This window comes from Epibacterium sp. ABZ3_068, assembly GCF_056159265.1.
The window spans coordinates 1,046,921-1,062,999 of the sequence record NZ_JBSWUV010000001.1 but is presented as its reverse complement, the minus strand read 5'-3'; the positions used below and the strand labels follow the sequence as shown (position 1 = coordinate 1,062,999).

General features: G+C 55.9%; 17 protein-coding genes. 12 read left to right on the top strand and 5 right to left on the bottom strand.

The window, feature by feature from the left end:
* Positions 1 to 24 precede the first annotated feature (24 nt).
* The 4 genes from ACXAEW_RS04975 to ACXAEW_RS04960 are packed head-to-tail and all read right to left on the bottom strand — an operon-like array spanning position 25 to position 4,075.
* Positions 25 to 1,119: an HprK-related kinase B gene (locus tag ACXAEW_RS04975; protein WP_474940275.1), complete on the bottom strand. Its 1,095-nt coding sequence runs from the start codon at positions 1,117 to 1,119 to the stop codon at positions 25 to 27.
* Positions 1,116 to 1,991: a GAK system ATP-grasp enzyme gene (locus tag ACXAEW_RS04970; protein ID WP_474940274.1), complete on the bottom strand. Its 876-nt coding sequence runs from the start codon at positions 1,989 to 1,991 to the stop codon at positions 1,116 to 1,118. The genes ACXAEW_RS04975 and ACXAEW_RS04970 overlap by 4 nt, the downstream gene beginning before the upstream one ends.
* The gene (locus tag ACXAEW_RS04965) at positions 1,984 to 3,621 is read right to left on the bottom strand and encodes a phosphotransferase (protein WP_474940273.1); all 1,638 of its coding nucleotides are present in this window, start codon (positions 3,619 to 3,621) and stop codon (positions 1,984 to 1,986) included. Before ACXAEW_RS04965 ends, ACXAEW_RS04970 begins: the two co-directional genes overlap by 8 nt.
* Positions 3,614 to 4,075 (bottom strand): NUDIX domain-containing protein, encoded by a 462-nt coding sequence (locus ACXAEW_RS04960; RefSeq protein WP_474940272.1) that lies wholly within the window; start codon positions 4,073 to 4,075, stop codon positions 3,614 to 3,616. Before ACXAEW_RS04960 ends, ACXAEW_RS04965 begins: the two co-directional genes overlap by 8 nt.
* 67 nt (positions 4,076 to 4,142) lie before the next feature.
* Here ACXAEW_RS04960 and ACXAEW_RS04955 point away from each other — a divergent pair, with 67 nt between their 5' ends.
* The 12 genes from ACXAEW_RS04955 to ureG all read left to right on the top strand — a co-directional run bounded on the left by ACXAEW_RS04955 (position 4,143) and on the right by ureG (position 13,303).
* Positions 4,143 to 5,330, top strand: a complete 1,188-nt coding sequence (locus ACXAEW_RS04955) for a GAK system CofD-like protein (protein WP_474940271.1) — start codon at positions 4,143 to 4,145, stop codon at positions 5,328 to 5,330.
* Positions 5,331 to 5,381: 51 nt separating this feature from the next.
* Complete coding sequence (locus ACXAEW_RS04950) at positions 5,382 to 6,338, top strand: NUDIX domain-containing protein (RefSeq protein WP_474940270.1); 957 nt, start codon at positions 5,382 to 5,384, stop codon at positions 6,336 to 6,338.
* Positions 6,339 to 6,499: 161 nt separating this feature from the next.
* Positions 6,500 to 7,528 (top strand): LacI family DNA-binding transcriptional regulator, encoded by a 1,029-nt coding sequence (locus ACXAEW_RS04945; protein WP_474940269.1) that lies wholly within the window; start codon positions 6,500 to 6,502, stop codon positions 7,526 to 7,528.
* Positions 7,529 to 7,656: 128 nt separating this feature from the next.
* Positions 7,657 to 8,514: an urease accessory protein UreD gene (locus ACXAEW_RS04940; RefSeq protein WP_474940268.1), complete on the top strand. Its 858-nt coding sequence runs from the start codon at positions 7,657 to 7,659 to the stop codon at positions 8,512 to 8,514.
* Between the two features lie 34 nt (positions 8,515 to 8,548).
* Positions 8,549 to 8,851, top strand: a complete 303-nt coding sequence (locus tag ACXAEW_RS04935; RefSeq protein ID WP_474940267.1) for an urease subunit gamma — start codon at positions 8,549 to 8,551, stop codon at positions 8,849 to 8,851.
* Between the two features lie 59 nt (positions 8,852 to 8,910).
* Positions 8,911 to 9,078: a hypothetical protein gene (locus tag ACXAEW_RS04930; protein WP_474940266.1), complete on the top strand. Its 168-nt coding sequence runs from the start codon at positions 8,911 to 8,913 to the stop codon at positions 9,076 to 9,078.
* Positions 9,075 to 9,380 (top strand): urease subunit beta, encoded by a 306-nt coding sequence (locus tag ACXAEW_RS04925; RefSeq protein WP_474940265.1) that lies wholly within the window; start codon positions 9,075 to 9,077, stop codon positions 9,378 to 9,380. Before ACXAEW_RS04930 ends, ACXAEW_RS04925 begins: the two co-directional genes overlap by 4 nt.
* A 46-nt stretch (positions 9,381 to 9,426) precedes the next feature.
* The gene (gene ureC, locus ACXAEW_RS04920; protein WP_474940264.1) at positions 9,427 to 11,163 is read left to right on the top strand and encodes an urease subunit alpha; all 1,737 of its coding nucleotides are present in this window, start codon (positions 9,427 to 9,429) and stop codon (positions 11,161 to 11,163) included.
* A 138-nt stretch (positions 11,164 to 11,301) separates the two neighbouring features.
* Positions 11,302 to 11,520 carry a DUF1127 domain-containing protein gene (locus tag ACXAEW_RS04915; RefSeq protein ID WP_474940263.1) on the top strand — a complete coding sequence of 73 codons (219 nt, stop codon included), beginning with the start codon at positions 11,302 to 11,304 and terminating at the stop codon, positions 11,518 to 11,520.
* 43 nt (positions 11,521 to 11,563) lie between these two features.
* Positions 11,564 to 12,049, top strand: coding sequence for an urease accessory protein UreE (gene ureE, locus ACXAEW_RS04910; RefSeq protein WP_474942994.1), 486 nt, complete (start codon positions 11,564 to 11,566; stop codon positions 12,047 to 12,049).
* Positions 12,039 to 12,683 (top strand): urease accessory protein UreF, encoded by a 645-nt coding sequence (locus ACXAEW_RS04905; RefSeq protein WP_474940262.1) that lies wholly within the window; start codon positions 12,039 to 12,041, stop codon positions 12,681 to 12,683. Before ureE ends, ACXAEW_RS04905 begins: the two co-directional genes overlap by 11 nt.
* Positions 12,680 to 13,303, top strand: a complete 624-nt coding sequence (gene ureG / locus ACXAEW_RS04900; RefSeq protein WP_474940261.1) for an urease accessory protein UreG — start codon at positions 12,680 to 12,682, stop codon at positions 13,301 to 13,303. The genes ACXAEW_RS04905 and ureG overlap by 4 nt, the downstream gene beginning before the upstream one ends.
* Positions 13,304 to 13,320: 17 nt before the next feature.
* Here the strand turns inward: ureG and ACXAEW_RS04895 are convergent, their stop codons facing one another.
* On the bottom strand, positions 13,321 to 15,963 hold the full coding sequence (locus tag ACXAEW_RS04895) for a methyl-accepting chemotaxis protein (protein ID WP_474940260.1): 2,643 nt from the start codon (positions 15,961 to 15,963) through the stop codon (positions 13,321 to 13,323).
* Positions 15,964 to 16,079: the final 116 nt, after the last annotated feature.

Genomic DNA, 16,079 nt, shown 5'->3' with positions numbered 1-16,079 from the left:
GCTTGAAGCTCTTATTCGGGATGATCAGCGCGAAGTGGTAGCGTTTGCAAACAGGTTCGCGCCAAGCCCTGCCAATTTGTCAAAATCGATCGCGCCAGAGACTTCACTGACGCGCACACCCTTCAGGGCCTGTAAATAGCCCTCTGGGTCAAGCGCCGAGTTATTTGGCAGGAAACGACCTGAGTTTTCTTGGAAAAAGGGGCCCGCGCTTTTCATAATCGCGGCCAGAAGATCTGGACGGTCTTCCAAAGCGACCGGCATCACCTGCGTTGGCGACTGGCTGTTGCGTTGCCAGTTCAACACCCAGAAATCTGTAAGCGGCGCAGCATACTGTATGCGGTCAGGCCCGTAGATTTCCGGTACAATCAAATCGTGTTTCTCTTCCAGATCCCAAAGCTCACCTGCATCCATGGCCTTAAGCCTGGCCATGTCAGCAGCGCCCAGCATCGGATGCAGGCGTGCATTTCCCAAAATAGTGCCTGGATTGATCCGCGGATGTTTGGGAATCCCAAGGCAGCGTGGCGCGTCTTTGCCGGCTTGGACCATAAGCCGATCGTTTGTCACATAACGCACGCTATCAATATCCATCATCCGCAACATCGAACTGGATTTACCACCTCCTGACAGGCCGGCGATGGCCAGGGAACGCTCTCCGTTGGTAACGGCGGCGGCATGGCAGATCTGCCACCCTTCACGCTTACACTGGTTCAGTATCTGCGTGTTGATGAAGTTCACAACCTGGTTCGGGTTGGCGCATGTCGGGCCAAATGCGATCATGTGGTTATGGGATTGCAGGAAGGTAACACCAGTGCGCGCCTTGTGGATGAGACGTCCGTCTTCCAGTTCCCAGTAGGTATCTTTACGACCTGTTTTCCCCGGTTCACGCTGCCAGTCAATCCAATCCGGTTCGGGCACCAAACTCTGCCCCTCAAGAATATCAACTGCCAGTGCCGTCTCTGTGGGGGCCGTCAGCGCATCGGCAAAGTAGCCGCGCAGCTCGTCAGCCAGAGGAGGGCGTACACGTACTCTTACGCAGATATGGCCGACGCTGATGAAAATAGGCTCTGCCGTATCAAGTTCGGATCGGTCGAGTTGGAGGAGAACGTCAGCTGTCTTCACTGCTTTACCTTTGCAATTACATGATCTGTGACCAGTGCCGCGGCATCCAGCCCACATCCGTCGCGTACACCACGAAACCCGCCAAAGGCCGAGACTTCGAATACAATGGGTCCCTGGTCCGTCAGCGCCACATCAACGGTCGTGAAGGTCAGGCCAAAAGGGTCCTGCGCCCGACGGGCCAGTTCAATCAGTTCTGCGTCTGGTTCAAAAGGCGCATATTTGCCGCCGGAATGGATCGTGGTGTTCCATGTGTCAGACCCAGAGACACGGGCATAGGTACACAGGTATTCGCCATTTAGGAAAACCATGCCCAGATCCTGTCCGGACAGATCCAGCTTCTCCTGAATATACATGACCGGATGCTCAGCCGCGAAAGCCGCAATCGCATCTGCATCGCCTGTGCTGATCAGGGTCATTCCCCGCGCTTTGGTGGAATAGAGCGGTTTGAACACTGCGCTGCCATAATCTTCTACGACAGCCAGTGCGGCATCCCGGTCTTCGGTCACAACAGTACGTGGCATTGGGATGCCCGCCATCCGCAAGGACACGGTACACGCCAGTCGGTCGATCAACCGGATTATCGCTTCGGGTTTGGAGAAGACTTTGACACCTCTCGCTTCTGCAAAGCGTAACAGCTCCAGACGATCCAATACATGGGGGCTATAGACCTCGCTGATCTTCTTGATGATCAGCGCGTCATAGGTGCATAGGTCGTCGTCACCGTGCATCAGCCGCTCTCGATCCAGATCGAGCGCCACGGCCCCCATATCAATTACCTGGCGAAACCCTGTTTTGGCTTCAATTGCATCGGCCAAGGCCTCGGTGGACCATTTTCCGGGTATGCCAACCACCCCGATTTTGAGTTCAGTCACTGAAAAGCTCCTTTATCGGCAGTTTCAGCCGTGCTTCTTTTCCTTCGGGGCAGCTCACCGCTTTTTCAAGTAGATATCGCGCGCGCACCATCATGCGACGGGCATGTGCCTTGTCGAAGACAAACCGTGTAGAGGATGCAAAACTGCGGGCCAACCCCAACGCCAGCCGGTATTCGAAACAACTATCGTTCTGGGATTTGGCAAATTTTGCCGCCATCTTGTGAAAATCGCTGGCCACATGCGCGACCCGACGCCTGATGTCGGCGTCCTGGATCTGAAGCCGGTAATTCGATACCATAAAGACCGACACATCCTGCACGTAATCCATATAACGTGAACGGTGCAGATCGATGAAATGTATCCGCTTGTCGCTGATGTCAAAGATCACATTGTCCAGGTTGAAATCACCGTGGATGTGAACTGAGAACGGGGCGGGCAAAACCTGTTCGCGCACTTCAGCTCGCTTTAGAAGGCTGTCAAAGCTTGCCAATTGGAGGCCATTGATCCGTGCGGACTTGGTGCGGAACTCCGGATGGACCCGATGCACATCCCCCATCCTTGCCCGCAACTGCTTCATCGAGGCCATTTCCGCCGGTTCATTATGCCGCGTGCGTTTCCAAACATCGCGCAGGGTCCGGGCCAGCGCATTCTGCGCCTCTTCCAAGGTCGCGTCGTCTTCGTTCAAAACAACATGTTCGAATGTCTGGCCTTGAAGGTATTCAATCAGCAAAGCAGCCGACTGGCCGTTTTTCTTGTAGGATAGGATTTTGGGGGCAAGACCGGGATAGATCGCTTCCCAGCTTTTGACCCCTGCGCGCTCTTCTTTCACTTTTGCCAGCTCGCCATCCTTGAACACCGCGTCAATCTGGTCGCGCGGACCTGATTTGGAGCGTATGGCAGAAATTGCGCTGCCTGAGCGGGTTTCAGCGAGGGGTTCCAGCTCCACTTCCCCATGATTGCTTGCCGCGTCCGAAAGGACGTTCTTTAACGTGAAGTAGCGATCAAAATGCACGGATTGTCCGATGGAGGCCGACAGGATCGCTTCGCTGATGCCTTGAAGCGCATCCCCCATACGTCGCACTTCATTGGCGGCCAAAAGGCTGTTGGACAGATCTTCTGTCTGTTTGATCTTGCGCATGTCTCGGGTCAGAGTGCGAAAAAGCTGGTCATAAAGCGCATCGAGATCCGATTTTGCCTGACCGATTTTGATAGCACGCTCGCTGTCGCGGGCTTCAATTGCGGGAATGATGTCCTTGATGTGTTTGCGCAAGGCTTTGATCGTTTTGGGGTAGGCCTCCGGGCGCAGCAGCTCGGGCCGTTCCACGACTTCCGCGTGTTGCAGACAGCGGCGCGCCATACGGGCGATCAGATCCAAATTCTGTGCCACGAGCGAGCAATTGTGCATCAGCAATTGCGTGTCACGCCGGGTTCGTTTGCCTTTTACTGCCTCCTGACACCCCCTTTGGACACGAGACCAAAGGTTATAAGAATAGCCCGCTCGCAGGATGACTTTCTGCGCCCGTGCAGGCTGAGGGTCATCAAAATAGGCTTCAAGGCTTGTAAGCTGCCCGTCAAGTTCAGCGCATAGGAAATGCAGGTTTTCGCGCACCGGGCGCGGTAGGTTACGCATCAAAAGTCCCCAGATATTCTATTTTCAGGTCCGCACGTAAAAAGGGCGCATAGGCAGGCCGAAAAGAAATGGCTTCGCTGACAGGGTCTGCCCAGCGAGTCGAAACCTGTGACGGATCCGGATTTGGGCCCAAGGCAGGTTGGTAATCTGGATCAACACCGCACAGAAACAGCACCTCAAGCTGGTGCCGCAGACCGGTTGACTTGGGCTTGAAGACATCTGCAATACCCAAAAGACGAATGGGAGAAACCACTGCGTCAACCTCTTCCAGACATTCGCGGATCAGGGATTGTATCAGGGTTTCACCCACCTCTTGTTTACCACCGGGCAAGGTCAAATATCGCCCCTTGCCCGGTTTTTCCTTTACTTGCACCAGCACCTGCCCTGCACGCAGAATAACCGCCCTTACACAGGGGCGGATCGGTTTCAGATATGGCTGTTGTGTCTCGTTCATTGCGTAATAGGATTGTCTTGCAAAAGGTTTATGATACTTCGGACCCAAATTGTTGGAGTTTTCCCCTGTGGCGCACCTGAAAATCACCCGCAAGGTCGAATTGCCGGATACGCTTCGGGTCTCGCGTGCCAAAAGCCTACCTAATCTGGGTCCACGACTGCTGTTTTTCAGCGGCGGCAGTGCTTTGAACGATATCTCCCGTGCGCTGAAACATTATACGCACAACTCCATACATTTGATCACCCCTTTTGACAGCGGCGGCAGTTCACAGGTGTTGCGGCAAGAATTCAACATGCCGGCGGTTGGGGACTTGCGCAGCCGCCTGATGGCTCTGGCGGATGAAACCGTATTGGGGCAGCCGGATATCTTCCGCCTTTTTACCTATCGCTTTGACAAGGACGGCGCGCCTGCCGCATTGCAGGAAGAGTTTGCGGACCTTCTGTCCGGACGGCACCCCCTGATGCGCGCCATTTCGCAGCCGATGCGCAGTCTGATCCTGACGCAGCTCAAGCAGTTCGAAACCCATCGCAGTGCGGACTTCTGCCTTGCCGGTGCCAGCATCGGAAATTTGATTCTGGCGGGCGGATATCTGGCCAATGACCGTGCGCTGGAGCCTGTCCTGTTCCTGATGTCAAAAATGGTTGCCGTCAAAGGTACGGTGCGATCCATCATCGACCGGAACCTCGATCTGGGTGCTGTTCTTGCCGATGGCACAACGATTTACGGCCAGCGTAACCTAACCGGGAAGGAAGTTGCGCCGATCGCGGCTCCTATTTCAGAATTGTTCCTTTTGGAGAATGGCCAGCGGGTTTCACGCGATATGGTGAAGCTGCCGAAACGGAACCGCAAGTTGATCAAGGAAGCCGACCTGATCTGCTATTCGCCAGGGAGCCTTTACAGTTCGATTCTGGCAAATCTTTTGCCGCAGGAAACAGGCCGCGCCATTGCGCGAAGGCACGTGCCCAAGGTTTATATTCCAAGTCTGGGCGCGGATCCTGAATGCCCGGGGATGACTTTGGGCGACCAGGTCGATGCTCTCTTGGCGGTGTTGCGCCATGACACAGGCGGCGACTGCCCGGCTGAGGATCTCTTGTCTCTGGTTCTGTGTGATACAAGTTCGTTTGTCGCTGAAGAGGCCGAACGTATAGAGCGTGATCATGGAATCGCCTGCGTTTGCGCACCATTGGCCAATATTGACCGACCTACGCGCTATGACCCGGATCTGGTCAGCGCTGCGCTGATCTCTATGACCTGACCGCGGCGCTGTTTTCTGCTATACTCTTTTCCAGACGGAAAGGAGCGGAGGATGCGACATCATCGAACCCTTATACTGATCTGTCATGGTAAAACGGAACGCGGCTGGGAGGGGGAGGATGTGTCCCGTCCCTTGCGTCCCTCGGCCAAACGTTTGGCGCAGAAGTTCGGGTCCTATCTGGCAGAGCATGGTATCGAGTGTCCAATCATTGCGTCGCCCGCTGCGCGGACACGTTTGAGCGCGGAAAAGGCGGCCAAGGTCTGCGGCACACCCGTGCGTCGGATCCTTTATAACAAATGGCTCTATCGCCCCGGTTTGACCGAGCAGATCGACATTCTGTCCCGCCATTTGATGCGCGACGATGTTCTTTACTTTGGTCATGAGGCGGCAATGCAGGATTTGATCTTGCATTTGGTCGGGCAAACAGGGGCGCAGGGCTTTGGCCTTGGGTGTCTTGCGATACTGTCGGTGGATTTGGACGGCTCTACCGGGCGGATCGTGAAGGCGGAATTGGATCAGATCGTTATGGATACAGATCTGCCGGAAGGGTTCCCCTATCCAACACCTGCTGCCAAAGAGCGCCGCCCGCGTCCGGCGTATTATTACACTCAATCCGGTGTCATCCCCTATCGGTTGACCGAGAGCGGAGCGCGTATCTTGCTGGTGTCGAACAAGAGCCGACGGCGTTGGGGCATTCCCAAGGGAATTTGTGAGCCTGGTTTTTCTCCACAAGTGTCAGCCGCAAAGGAAGCGCTACAAGAGGCCGGGGTCACCGGACCTGTATCCAATCAGGTTTTAGGACGGTACAGCGTGCCAAAATGGGGCGCCGTCTGTACTGTTCAGCTTCACGCCATGCGGGTTGAAGAAGAACTCTCGGACGGCTTATGGGCCGAATGCAGTCGCGAGCGGGCGTGGCATCCGGCATGCGAGGCTGCGTCCTATGTCGATAACCCGCAGCTTGCCGAGCTGATTGCACGGTTTAGCAGGTCATTTGAACACAGCGCCTGATGGCCTGAGATGTTCGAACGTCGGCTGAAATCGAATGGCGAGCACCAGACAGGAGCGCGCCCTGCCGATTTTGGCCGGATTGTCACAACGGGTTGGGATAAACTGGTTCGGAATGCGCAGTTCCTTTCCAAATGTAACCCTGGTCGGCTAACAACGCGCCCATGACGGATCGGTCAAATAAGAAACCCACTTCCTTTGATGTGGCACGCCTGGCAGGCGTTCATCGTTCGGCGGTGTCACGCGCGTTTTCTGGCCGGGGGCGCATGGCCGAAGAAACGCGTCAGAAGGTCCTCGCCGCTGCCGACGAGTTGGGATACCGCGTGAATTATCTGGCGCGGGGGTTGCAGGGGTCGTCTTCGCAACTGGTGGGTATCGTGGCGTCACGCCTTGATACCCCGTATCGTGCCACGCAGGTCAGGGTGCTGGCACAGCATTTGTTAAACCACGGGTACAGCCCCGTTTTGGTTGCGGCCGAAGACAGCGACGATCTGACAGGTCTGATGGACCGGCTTTTGCATTACGCGGTGTCCGGGATGATCGTGACTTCTGACACGCCGCCGGCGGGAATCATCGAAGAGTGTTCCGCCCTGTCAGTTCCGGTGGTTTTGATAAACCGGGACCAAGGGGATCATGATGCCGATCGTGTTCAGATGGACGTTGAGCAGGGCGGGAAAATGGCCTTTGACATTCTGCGTACATGTGGCGGCTCACAGTTTGCGGTTTTGTTGCCGCAACGCCCGACCTATTCAGTCTCAGGTCGTGCGCTGGCTTTTGCGCGCAACTGTAATATCGGTGGGTTTCCTTGCCTGCATGTTCCTGTCGTCAGTCAGGATTACGAGGCCGGTGTGAGCGCTGCCGATGATCTGATGAAGGCGGACACCCGGCCTGATGCGGTTTTTGCTACAACTGACCTGTTGGCGCTGGGCCTGCTGGACGGTCTACGCCAGAATTATGGGATTTCGGTGCCTCAACAGATCCAGGTGCTTGGCTTTGACGACATTCCGCAGGCTGCGTGGCTGGGAAATAGCCTTTCAACGCTGCGGCAAGACGCCGATGACGTCGCACAATTAACGGTCGAGTTGATGTTGCGACGGATTGAGGATCCCAACCGTCTGCGTGAAACCCGCTTAATCGGAATAACGCCCCGGCTGCGCAAGACGACACGACAGGCGCAGACGGAATGCGATTAATTTAGCGCCTTTCTTTTGTTTTTCGCACAAAATATAGCCATATTAAGGCAGGGTAATCTATCTCCAAGCTGTGCAAATAGTCGGGGCGCTGAATAAATGATCATCTTACGTCCGAGAGAGTTTGGACTATGGGTGGGACCATTACAGTTTGTGCGCCAATACCGTTGCCTGAGGTAAAGGATAGCTCCGGACAGCCGCCGCGAGCCATTGGGCGTGCCTGCGTCACAACTCATTGTCGGGGCGAGATCTCGGCACTGCGTGACCTTTTCCAAACCGGTTCTTTGCGGATCGTTTTTCCACATGGGCGCTCTGACGTTGAGGCCGTTCTTGTGAATACGTCAGGCGGTATTACCGGCGGCGACCGTTTCGAAATTCAGGCGACTGCGGGTGCAGGCAGTCAGCTCACCCTGACAACCCAAGCCGCTGAACGCGCATATCGCGCATTGGAAGGGCAAACGGGTCAACTCGTGACGCATCTGAGCGCAGAGGCCGGCGCATTTCTGAGGTGGTTGCCGCAGGAAACACTCATTTTCGAAGGCTCCGCGCTAAACCGGCGGCTGCATGTGGATCTGGCCGCCGATGCCCGTTTTTTGATGGTGGAACCATTGGTGTTCGGGAGAACGGCGATGGGTGAAACCGTTCACAATGCGCGCCTGTGGGACCGGATCTCGGTGAAACGCGGGGGCCAGCCGATCTACTTGGATGGACTTAATCTGGGGCCGGATATTCAGGCACAGCTAGATCGTCCTGCGGTGGCCAACGGTGGCTGTGCCATGGCCTCCGTGATCTATGTCGCACCGGAAGCTGAAGCCCATCTTGACGTTGTGCGCGCCCTTTTGCCCGAGGCAGGTGGCGCGTCTCTTTTATCGGAAAATGTGCTGGTTCTGCGCATGCTTGGGGCGGATGGTTTCCACTTGCGCAAATCCCTTGTTCCCATTCTTGATCGGCTCACCGGTCAAACCCTGCCTCGCAGTTGGCGGTTGTGACTTTTGAAGGATTTGACGTGAAAGGCAAAAACAGATGAATCTGACCCCGCGTGAAAAAGACAAGCTCTTGGTGGCCATGGCCGCTGAGGTCGCGCGAAAGCGGCTGGCGCGCGGCGTCAAGCTGAACCACCCCGAGGCCATCGCGCTGATTACCGATGCCGTGGTGGAAGGCGCACGCGATGGCCGGTCCGTGGCTGAGATGATGCAGGCCGGGGCCCAGGTCATCAGTCGGGATCAGTGTATGGAAGGCGTGCCCGAGATGATCCACGAAGTCCAGGTTGAGGCTACTTTCCCGGATGGGACTAAATTGGTCACCGTTCACAACCCTATTCGATAGTGAAACACCACCTGGACGTAACTGTTACGAACCGGGACATCTTCTGACAGGAAACAAAAATGAAACGACTGCATGCTCTCGCACTTGCCTCCACCTTCACCGCTGGTCCGGCGCTGGCTCATGGTGGGGCACATGTTCATCCGCATGGGGCCGAGACCTGGATTGCATTGGCGATAGCTGCTGGAATTGTAGCGATAGGGGCAAGCTACCTGTGGGGGCGCAAATGATCCCAGGTGAATTGTTTCCGGCAGAGGGTGAGATCACTCTGAATGAAGGAGCTGAGGCGGTGACGCTGATGGTCGCCAACACCGGCGACCGTCCGGTGCAGGTGGGCAGCCACTATCATTTTGCCGAGACCAATCCGGGTCTTGATTTCGACCGCGCCGCCGCGCATGGCATGCGGCTTGATATTGCGGCCGGCACCGCGGTGCGATTTGAACCCGGCCAGGCACGTGAAATACAGCTGATCCCAATTTCCGGCGCGCGCAAAGTGTTCGGCTTTAATCAAAAGGTGATGGGCGCGCTGTAGCGCCCTGCGACCCAATCCCGGATGACTTTCTGACAGGACCCTTGATATGCCCGCAAAAATCTCCCGTTCTGATTACGCTGCGATGTTTGGCCCGACCACAGGGGACAAGCTACGATTGGCGGACACTGACCTCGTGATCGAGGTGGAAAAAGACCTGACGGCGCTGAAAGCAGGCGGAAACGCTCCGATGTATGGCGAAGAGGTCAAGTTTGGCGGCGGCAAAGTGATCCGCGATGGCATGGGGCAAGCGCAGACCACGCGTGCCGAGGGCGCCGTGGATACCGTTATCACCAACGCGCTGATTGTTGATTACACGGGGATTTTCAAGGCGGATGTGGGGCTGAAGGATGGACGTATTCACAAGATCGGCAAGGCGGGCAATCCGGACACGCAGCCGGGCGTTGATATTGTTGTTGGCCCCGGAACCGAGGCGATTGCAGGCGAGGGGCGGATCCTGACGGCGGGCGGTTTTGACAGCCATATCCATTACATCTGCCCGCAACAAATTGAAGACGCGCTGCATTCTGGCCTGACCACCATGCTGGGCGGAGGCACCGGGCCGGCCCATGGGACATTGGCAACCACCTGTACTCCCGGTGCCTGGCACCTTGGCCGTATGATGCAGGCCGGAGATGCGTTCCCGATGAACCTTGCCTTTGCGGGTAAGGGCAACGCCTCGTTGCCGGGGGCGTTGGAAGAGCAGATCAAGGGCGGCGCCTGCGCGCTGAAACTACACGAAGACTGGGGCACAACGCCGGCGGCAATTGACTGTTGTCTGGGCGTAGCGGACGCCATGGATGTGCAGGTGATGATCCACACCGATACTTTGAACGAGAGCGGTTTTGTGGAACACACTGTGGCGGCCATGAAAGGCCGGACCATCCACGCCTTTCACACCGAAGGGGCAGGGGGCGGCCACGCACCGGACATTATCAAGATCTGCGGAGAGGAATTTGTCCTGCCCTCATCCACCAACCCGACCCGTCCCTTTACCGTGAACACGGTGGAAGAGCATCTGGACATGCTGATGGTCTGTCACCACCTGGACAAATCGATTCCCGAAGATGTGGCCTTTGCCGAAAGCCGGATCCGGCGCGAGACCATTGCGGCCGAAGACATCCTGCACGACATGGGTGCGTTTTCGATTATCGCGTCGGACTCCCAGGCCATGGGCCGCGTCGGCGAGGTGATCATCCGCACCTGGCAGACCGCCGACAAGATGAAGAAACAGCGTGGCCGCTTGCCGGAAGAGACCGGGGAAAACGATAATTTTCGTGTGCGCCGTTATGTGGCGAAATACACCATCAACCCTGCGATCGCGCATGGGATCTCTCATCAAATCGGCTCTATCGAAGAGGGAAAACGTGCGGACCTGGTCCTGTGGAACCCGGCCTTTTTCGGCGTCAAGCCCGAGATGGTCCTGATGTCCGGCACCATTGTCTGCGCGCAAATGGGGGACCCAAACGCCTCTATCCCGACGCCGCAACCGGTCTATTCCCGGCCGATGTGGGGCGCCTATGGTCGGTCGGTTGAAAATTCCGCCGTGACCTTTGTGTCCGAGGCGGCGCAGGCAGAGGGTCTGGCGGAAAAACTGGGGCTTGCTAAGGAAACCGTCGCTGTCAAACACACGCGTCAGATCGGTAAATCAGATCTGAAGTTGAACAATGCGACACCCGAAATTGAGGTGCACCCCGAAACCTATGAGGTACGCGCCGATGGTGAACTTTTGACCTGTCAGCCCGCCACCGAATTGCCAATGGCGCAGCGGTATTTTCTTTTTTAATACAAGGGGTTAATAAAGTGTACTTTGCATTGCAATATCTGCATGGCGGCTATGCCGCGCAGCCCCTACCTTCGGTGGAAAAGGTCAGTTATGTTGTCTCTCATGGGGAGGATATTCCTGAACAAGGGGTGATATCCAATGGCAACTATCGCAACCACACATACCGGTTTCAACTTTTCTGTTGTTCTGAAGCCTTTTGCCGCCGTGGGCAGATTTCTGGTTCATCTGGGCGAATCCAACGCGCGCGTGCAAGTCATGCGCAAGCTGATGGAAATGTCCGACGAAGAGCTGGCGCAGCGCGGCCTGAAGCGCGAAGACATCGTGCAACACGTCTTTGCGGACAAATTCTACGTCTAATTTCGGATGATCATCAGAGGGGCAACCAGTGACTGCGCCTCAGATGATTGCCCAAACCTATCACGGCCACGCCCATAAAACCCCGGTGGACCGGGTGACTTTGGACTACGAAGGCCGTTTTCTGCGTCGCAAGGTTCTTCTGACTGAGCGCGGCGTACGTTTGCTGGTTGATCTGCAGCAGACGACATCTCTTGATCATGGCGGCGTCTTGATTACGCAAACCGGAGATGAGGTGGAAGTCGCAGCAGCGCCGGAGCCTCTTTTAGAAGTGCGCGCGTCAGACCTGACCCGAATTGCTTGGCATGTAGGTAATCGGCACACGCCTTGCCAGATAGAAGCCGGTCGTCTGTTGATCCAGCGTGACCATGTCATTTGCGACATGCTGAAACTTTTGGGGGCCGAAGTCGCCGAAGTTGTGGAGCCCTTCACTCCTGAAGGCGGTGCCTATGGCCACGGGCGCACTCACTCGCATGATCATGGACATTCCCATGGGCTGGATGGCGCGCATGGACATGCCCATGAACATTGATGCCGCACTTTTGTTGCAGCAATGGTTGTCGCCGGCTTTCCCCGTAGGCTCCTTTGCCTATTCCCACGGGCTGGAGGGGGCTGTTGAGGCAGGTTGGATTTCCGATGATGAAAGCCTGACGGAGTGGCTGAAGGATCTTCTGGAATTCGGAGCCGGGCGGAGCGATGGTTTGTTTCTGTCTGCGGCCTACAAGGCCACAGACAGAGAGGCCTTGGCCCTGATAGACGCACACGCGCTTGCGTTCCAGCCCTCCAAAGAGCGCGTTTTTGAAATGACGCAACAGGGGGAAGCCTTTGTGCGAACCCTATCAGAAGTTTGGGGCATCGCCTTGGGGGTCCGGGCATATCCAGTTGCGCTTGGTGCAGCTGTCGGGGGTAAACAGCTGCCATTGGAAATGGTTCTGACGCTCTACCTGCAGGCTTTTACATCAAACCTGATCGCGGCCGCGCAACGCCTTTTGCCTGTAGGACAAATCCAGGGGCAACTTATCCTGTCAACATTGAAGCCAATTCTGAAATCTGCGGCGCAATGCGGGGTAACAGGCGATCTTGAACAGTTGGCTTCGGCCGCCTTTTTGGCAGATATTTCGGCTATGAAACATGAAACCCAATATTCGAGGATTTTCCGATCATGAGCAGCATGAACGGCCCGTTGCGCGTGGGTATCGGCGGCCCTGTTGGCGCTGGGAAAACCACTTTGACCGCTAATCTGGCGCGGCATTTTTCCAAAACCCATTCAATTGGGGTGATCACCAATGACATTTACACTCAGGAAGATGCCGAGGCCTTGATGCGTATGCAGATCCTGCCGCAGGACCGGGTCATTGGCGTGGAAACCGGTGGATGCCCCCATACTGCCATTCGCGAAGATGCATCGATCAATTTGGCCGCCGTGGCCGAGATGCAGAAAAGACACCCGGATCTCGATATGGTGTTGATCGAAAGCGGTGGAGACAATCTGTCGGCGACTTTTAGCCCTGAATTGGCAGATGTTACGCTCTATGTGATTGATGTAGCCGCCGGTGAGGAGATCCCGCGCAAGGGCGGGCCGGCGATTACCCGCTCGGACATCCTAATTATCAACAAAACCGATCTCGCACCTTATGTCGGCGCATCGCTAGAGGTCATGGAGCGGGACGCCACAAGAATGCGAGCCGGGCGCCCCTTTGTCTTCTCAAGCCAACGCCATGGCGAAGGGGTGGACGAAATTGCTGCCTTGCTGGCCGAAGTGGGCGGACTTCCAGCTCCCGTCTGAAAGTACCGCTTTGTAGCTTACATGGCGTTCAGAAAAGCCTCATCCTGGGTGTCCTCACGAATGACCTGGTTTGTGGCACCCACCTGGAACCGGTCAATTGCGGCCTGCATGGCTTGCGCTTCTTCGGACAGGCCAACACTTGAATGGGTCATCCCCTGGAACAGATGGTCGTTCATCTTGGTTGTGTTGTCCAAGTCGATCATGGAGTGGTTGATGGTTTGCAGGTCACCAGATTGTTCCTCTGCAGCTGAAGCGATCTCGCTCATCCGTTCTGCGGCGTTTGAAACGGTTTCAGAGATCTGGCTGATCGCCTGACCAGTACGTTGAACAAGCTCTGACCCCATCTCTACCTGTTCGCTGCTCTCTTTGACCAACAGCGTGATTTCGTCTGCTGCAGCTTTGGATTTATTGGCCAGCTGACGCACTTCGGAGGCCACCACGGCAAAGCCCTTTCCAACGGTTCCCGCGCGGGCCGCCTCAACACCTGCGTTCAGAGCCAAAAGGTTGGTTTGCTGGGCAATCCCTTCGATCGTGCCAATGATCTGTGCGATCTTTTCCGAGCTGCTTTGCAGGTCGCGCATTGCTTCAATGGTTTCATCGACAACCTTGATGCTGGACGTAGCAGTTGCATGGGCTTCCTGGACCGAAGTCGAGACTGAGCTGGAGGCTTTTGCCGTGCCTGTGATCGACTCCGAAAGACGGCTGAGTGAGGACGTCGTTTCGGCCAGAGTGTCTGCCGTTTGGCCGGATCGTTGCGACAGGTCTTGCGCGACAGTTGAGATTTCAGAGCTGTTTCCAACAATAGAGCTACCGCTGTTGGACACCATGCGCACCGAATCTTCCAAACGTTCCACAGCGACATTGAAGTCATCGCGTAGTTTCTTGTAACCGCCTTCAAGATCGGCAGTGACGCGTACGGTCAGGTCGCCTTCGGACAGGCGCTCCAACCCGGTTGCAAGAGAATCGACGGCCAGTTTCTGCTGCGCTTCCCGTGTTTTGCGTTCAGAGGTTGCACGCTGTTCCAGTTCTTCCTTTTCAACCAGCCCGTCGCGGAAGACTGTCAACGCGCGGGCAATGCGTGATATCTCGGTCCCTGAACGGTTGAACCCTTCGACCGGGCTCATATCGCCGCCAGCCAGGCGTTCTGTTGTCTCACTCAAGCGTACCAGCGGGCGCATGATGAATTGATGGGTGAAGAAGAGCCCCAAGGCAATGACCACAGCCGAGATTACCAGAATTGTGTTCAGACGGTCCGATGCGGTGGCCACATCGCCTGACACGGCCGATGCGATCTGGCTAATCTCTTCTCGGCTGGTTTGGCTTAGACGCGTGGCGGTCTCGGCAATATCTGTCATGGCGGAGGCGGCCTCCAAAGAGGCGGCGCGCGCCGTGTCACGTGCTTCCAATGCATTCAGTTTTGTGTCCAGAAGCCCACCTTCTGCAACCAGGGCGTCGATTTTTTCCTTGGCATCAGTTCGCAGGGTGACTTCGGCCTTTTTGATCTCTTTAAGAAGCCCTTTGTACAGACCGGGCAGGCGTTTACCCATATGGTGTGCGCCTTCCTGATCATTCGCAACCACAACTTCAAGCGATGTGGTACGCAACAGGCCCAGACGGTTGTTGATATTCAGGAGTGTCAAGAGCTTGGCGACCTCTTTACCAAAAAGGTCGTTGCTAGCCTCCAGATTGGTGGCGCCGACCTGTTCGGTTGCGAGTTGGAGCATGGCCATCATATGGTCGATCTGAGCTGCCAGTTCTTCATCAGCTGAGAAATGTTGCACTTCTGCTTGATGAAACAGGCTGCTGTTCGATCGGGCCGCAGACCCAATCAACTTCTGCCACAATGCGATTGAGGCTTTGGTCTCCTCAAGCTCACTCTCGACAACCGGATTTTCAAGAACGCTTTGGTAGCTTGCTTGAGTCTGCTGCAGAATCTCTTGAGCGGTCTCGATCCGTTTCGCTTGTTCCTGTGGGGATAGCGCCGTTTCAATTTCCAATGTGTCCAATGCCAAAAGCGCCAGATTCGTGCGCAGTTCCATCACATCCTGTACCGCCGCGAATTCACGTTCCACCATGTTCCGGACGGAGGTATCCATAAATTCGACGATTTCGCGGCTGGCGCTTCGCATCCGGATTTTAGTGTCCTGCGCAGCCCGGCCCAGCTGGCTTTGTGCGGCCATTGTCGCCTGCGCGAGGCCGTCGACTTGTTCTTTGATCTCAACAGCGGCCTGAAACTCCCGACCGCGATTTTCCACAAGAGATTTCAGCGCACTATTGACTGTAGTCAGCTGCGATTTGAAGTCATTGGCCTCATCATCCTTCAGTTGCGGTAGGATCGCTTCGATGTGCTGCAGTGCCTCTGCTTCGCCGGCGTACGCGTTTTTAAGCGCCTCTTCATCCGAGGCCAGCAACAGGCTGATCAGCGCTTTTTGTGCCTGGCTCACGGCCTCCGCAACATCAGAGGTCTGGGCCAACGTTGGTAAACGCTGTTCGGTCATATCCTCGACATTGGTGGTGATCCGATCAAATGCTGACGTAATCAGCAGGCTACCGATTGCGGATGTTGTTCCCATGGCGAGCAAGATCAAAAAGATCTTTGCGCCGATGCTGCCGAGGGTGCGCATCAGCCATCCATCACGAGACAGGAATTTTACGTTCATCGGGCACCGTCCGTTCAAATGCTAGTGTCGGCTCAACTGATCGCGAAACGCTTCACAAATACAGTTTTTTGAAATTGGTGCACTGAACTCGTAAATTTTCCGTCTAGGTTGTGGGA

Bases quoted from the DNA above. Each gene is read 5' to 3' on its own strand.
- ACXAEW_RS04965 (WP_474940273.1), bottom strand. From the start codon at position 3,621: ATGCGTAACCTACCGCGCCCGGTGCGCGAAAACCTGCATTTCCTATGC.
- ACXAEW_RS04960 (WP_474940272.1), bottom strand. From the start codon at position 4,075: ATGAACGAGACACAACAGCCATATCTGAAACCGATCCGCCCCTGTGTA.
- ACXAEW_RS04950 (WP_474940270.1), top strand. From the start codon at position 5,382: ATGCGACATCATCGAACCCTTATACTGATCTGTCATGGTAAAACGGAA.
- ACXAEW_RS04945 (WP_474940269.1), top strand. From the start codon at position 6,500: ATGACGGATCGGTCAAATAAGAAACCCACTTCCTTTGATGTGGCACGC.
- ACXAEW_RS04940 (WP_474940268.1), top strand. From the start codon at position 7,657: ATGGGTGGGACCATTACAGTTTGTGCGCCAATACCGTTGCCTGAGGTA.
- ACXAEW_RS04935 (WP_474940267.1), top strand. From the start codon at position 8,549: ATGAATCTGACCCCGCGTGAAAAAGACAAGCTCTTGGTGGCCATGGCC.
- ACXAEW_RS04930 (WP_474940266.1), top strand. From the start codon at position 8,911: ATGAAACGACTGCATGCTCTCGCACTTGCCTCCACCTTCACCGCTGGT.
- ACXAEW_RS04925 (WP_474940265.1), top strand. From the start codon at position 9,075: ATGATCCCAGGTGAATTGTTTCCGGCAGAGGGTGAGATCACTCTGAAT.
- ureC (WP_474940264.1), top strand. From the start codon at position 9,427: ATGCCCGCAAAAATCTCCCGTTCTGATTACGCTGCGATGTTTGGCCCG.
- ACXAEW_RS04915 (WP_474940263.1), top strand. From the start codon at position 11,302: ATGGCAACTATCGCAACCACACATACCGGTTTCAACTTTTCTGTTGTT.
- ureE (WP_474942994.1), top strand. From the start codon at position 11,564: ATGATTGCCCAAACCTATCACGGCCACGCCCATAAAACCCCGGTGGAC.
- ACXAEW_RS04905 (WP_474940262.1), top strand. From the start codon at position 12,039: ATGAACATTGATGCCGCACTTTTGTTGCAGCAATGGTTGTCGCCGGCT.
- ureG (WP_474940261.1), top strand. From the start codon at position 12,680: ATGAGCAGCATGAACGGCCCGTTGCGCGTGGGTATCGGCGGCCCTGTT.
- ACXAEW_RS04895 (WP_474940260.1), bottom strand. From the start codon at position 15,963: ATGAACGTAAAATTCCTGTCTCGTGATGGATGGCTGATGCGCACCCTC.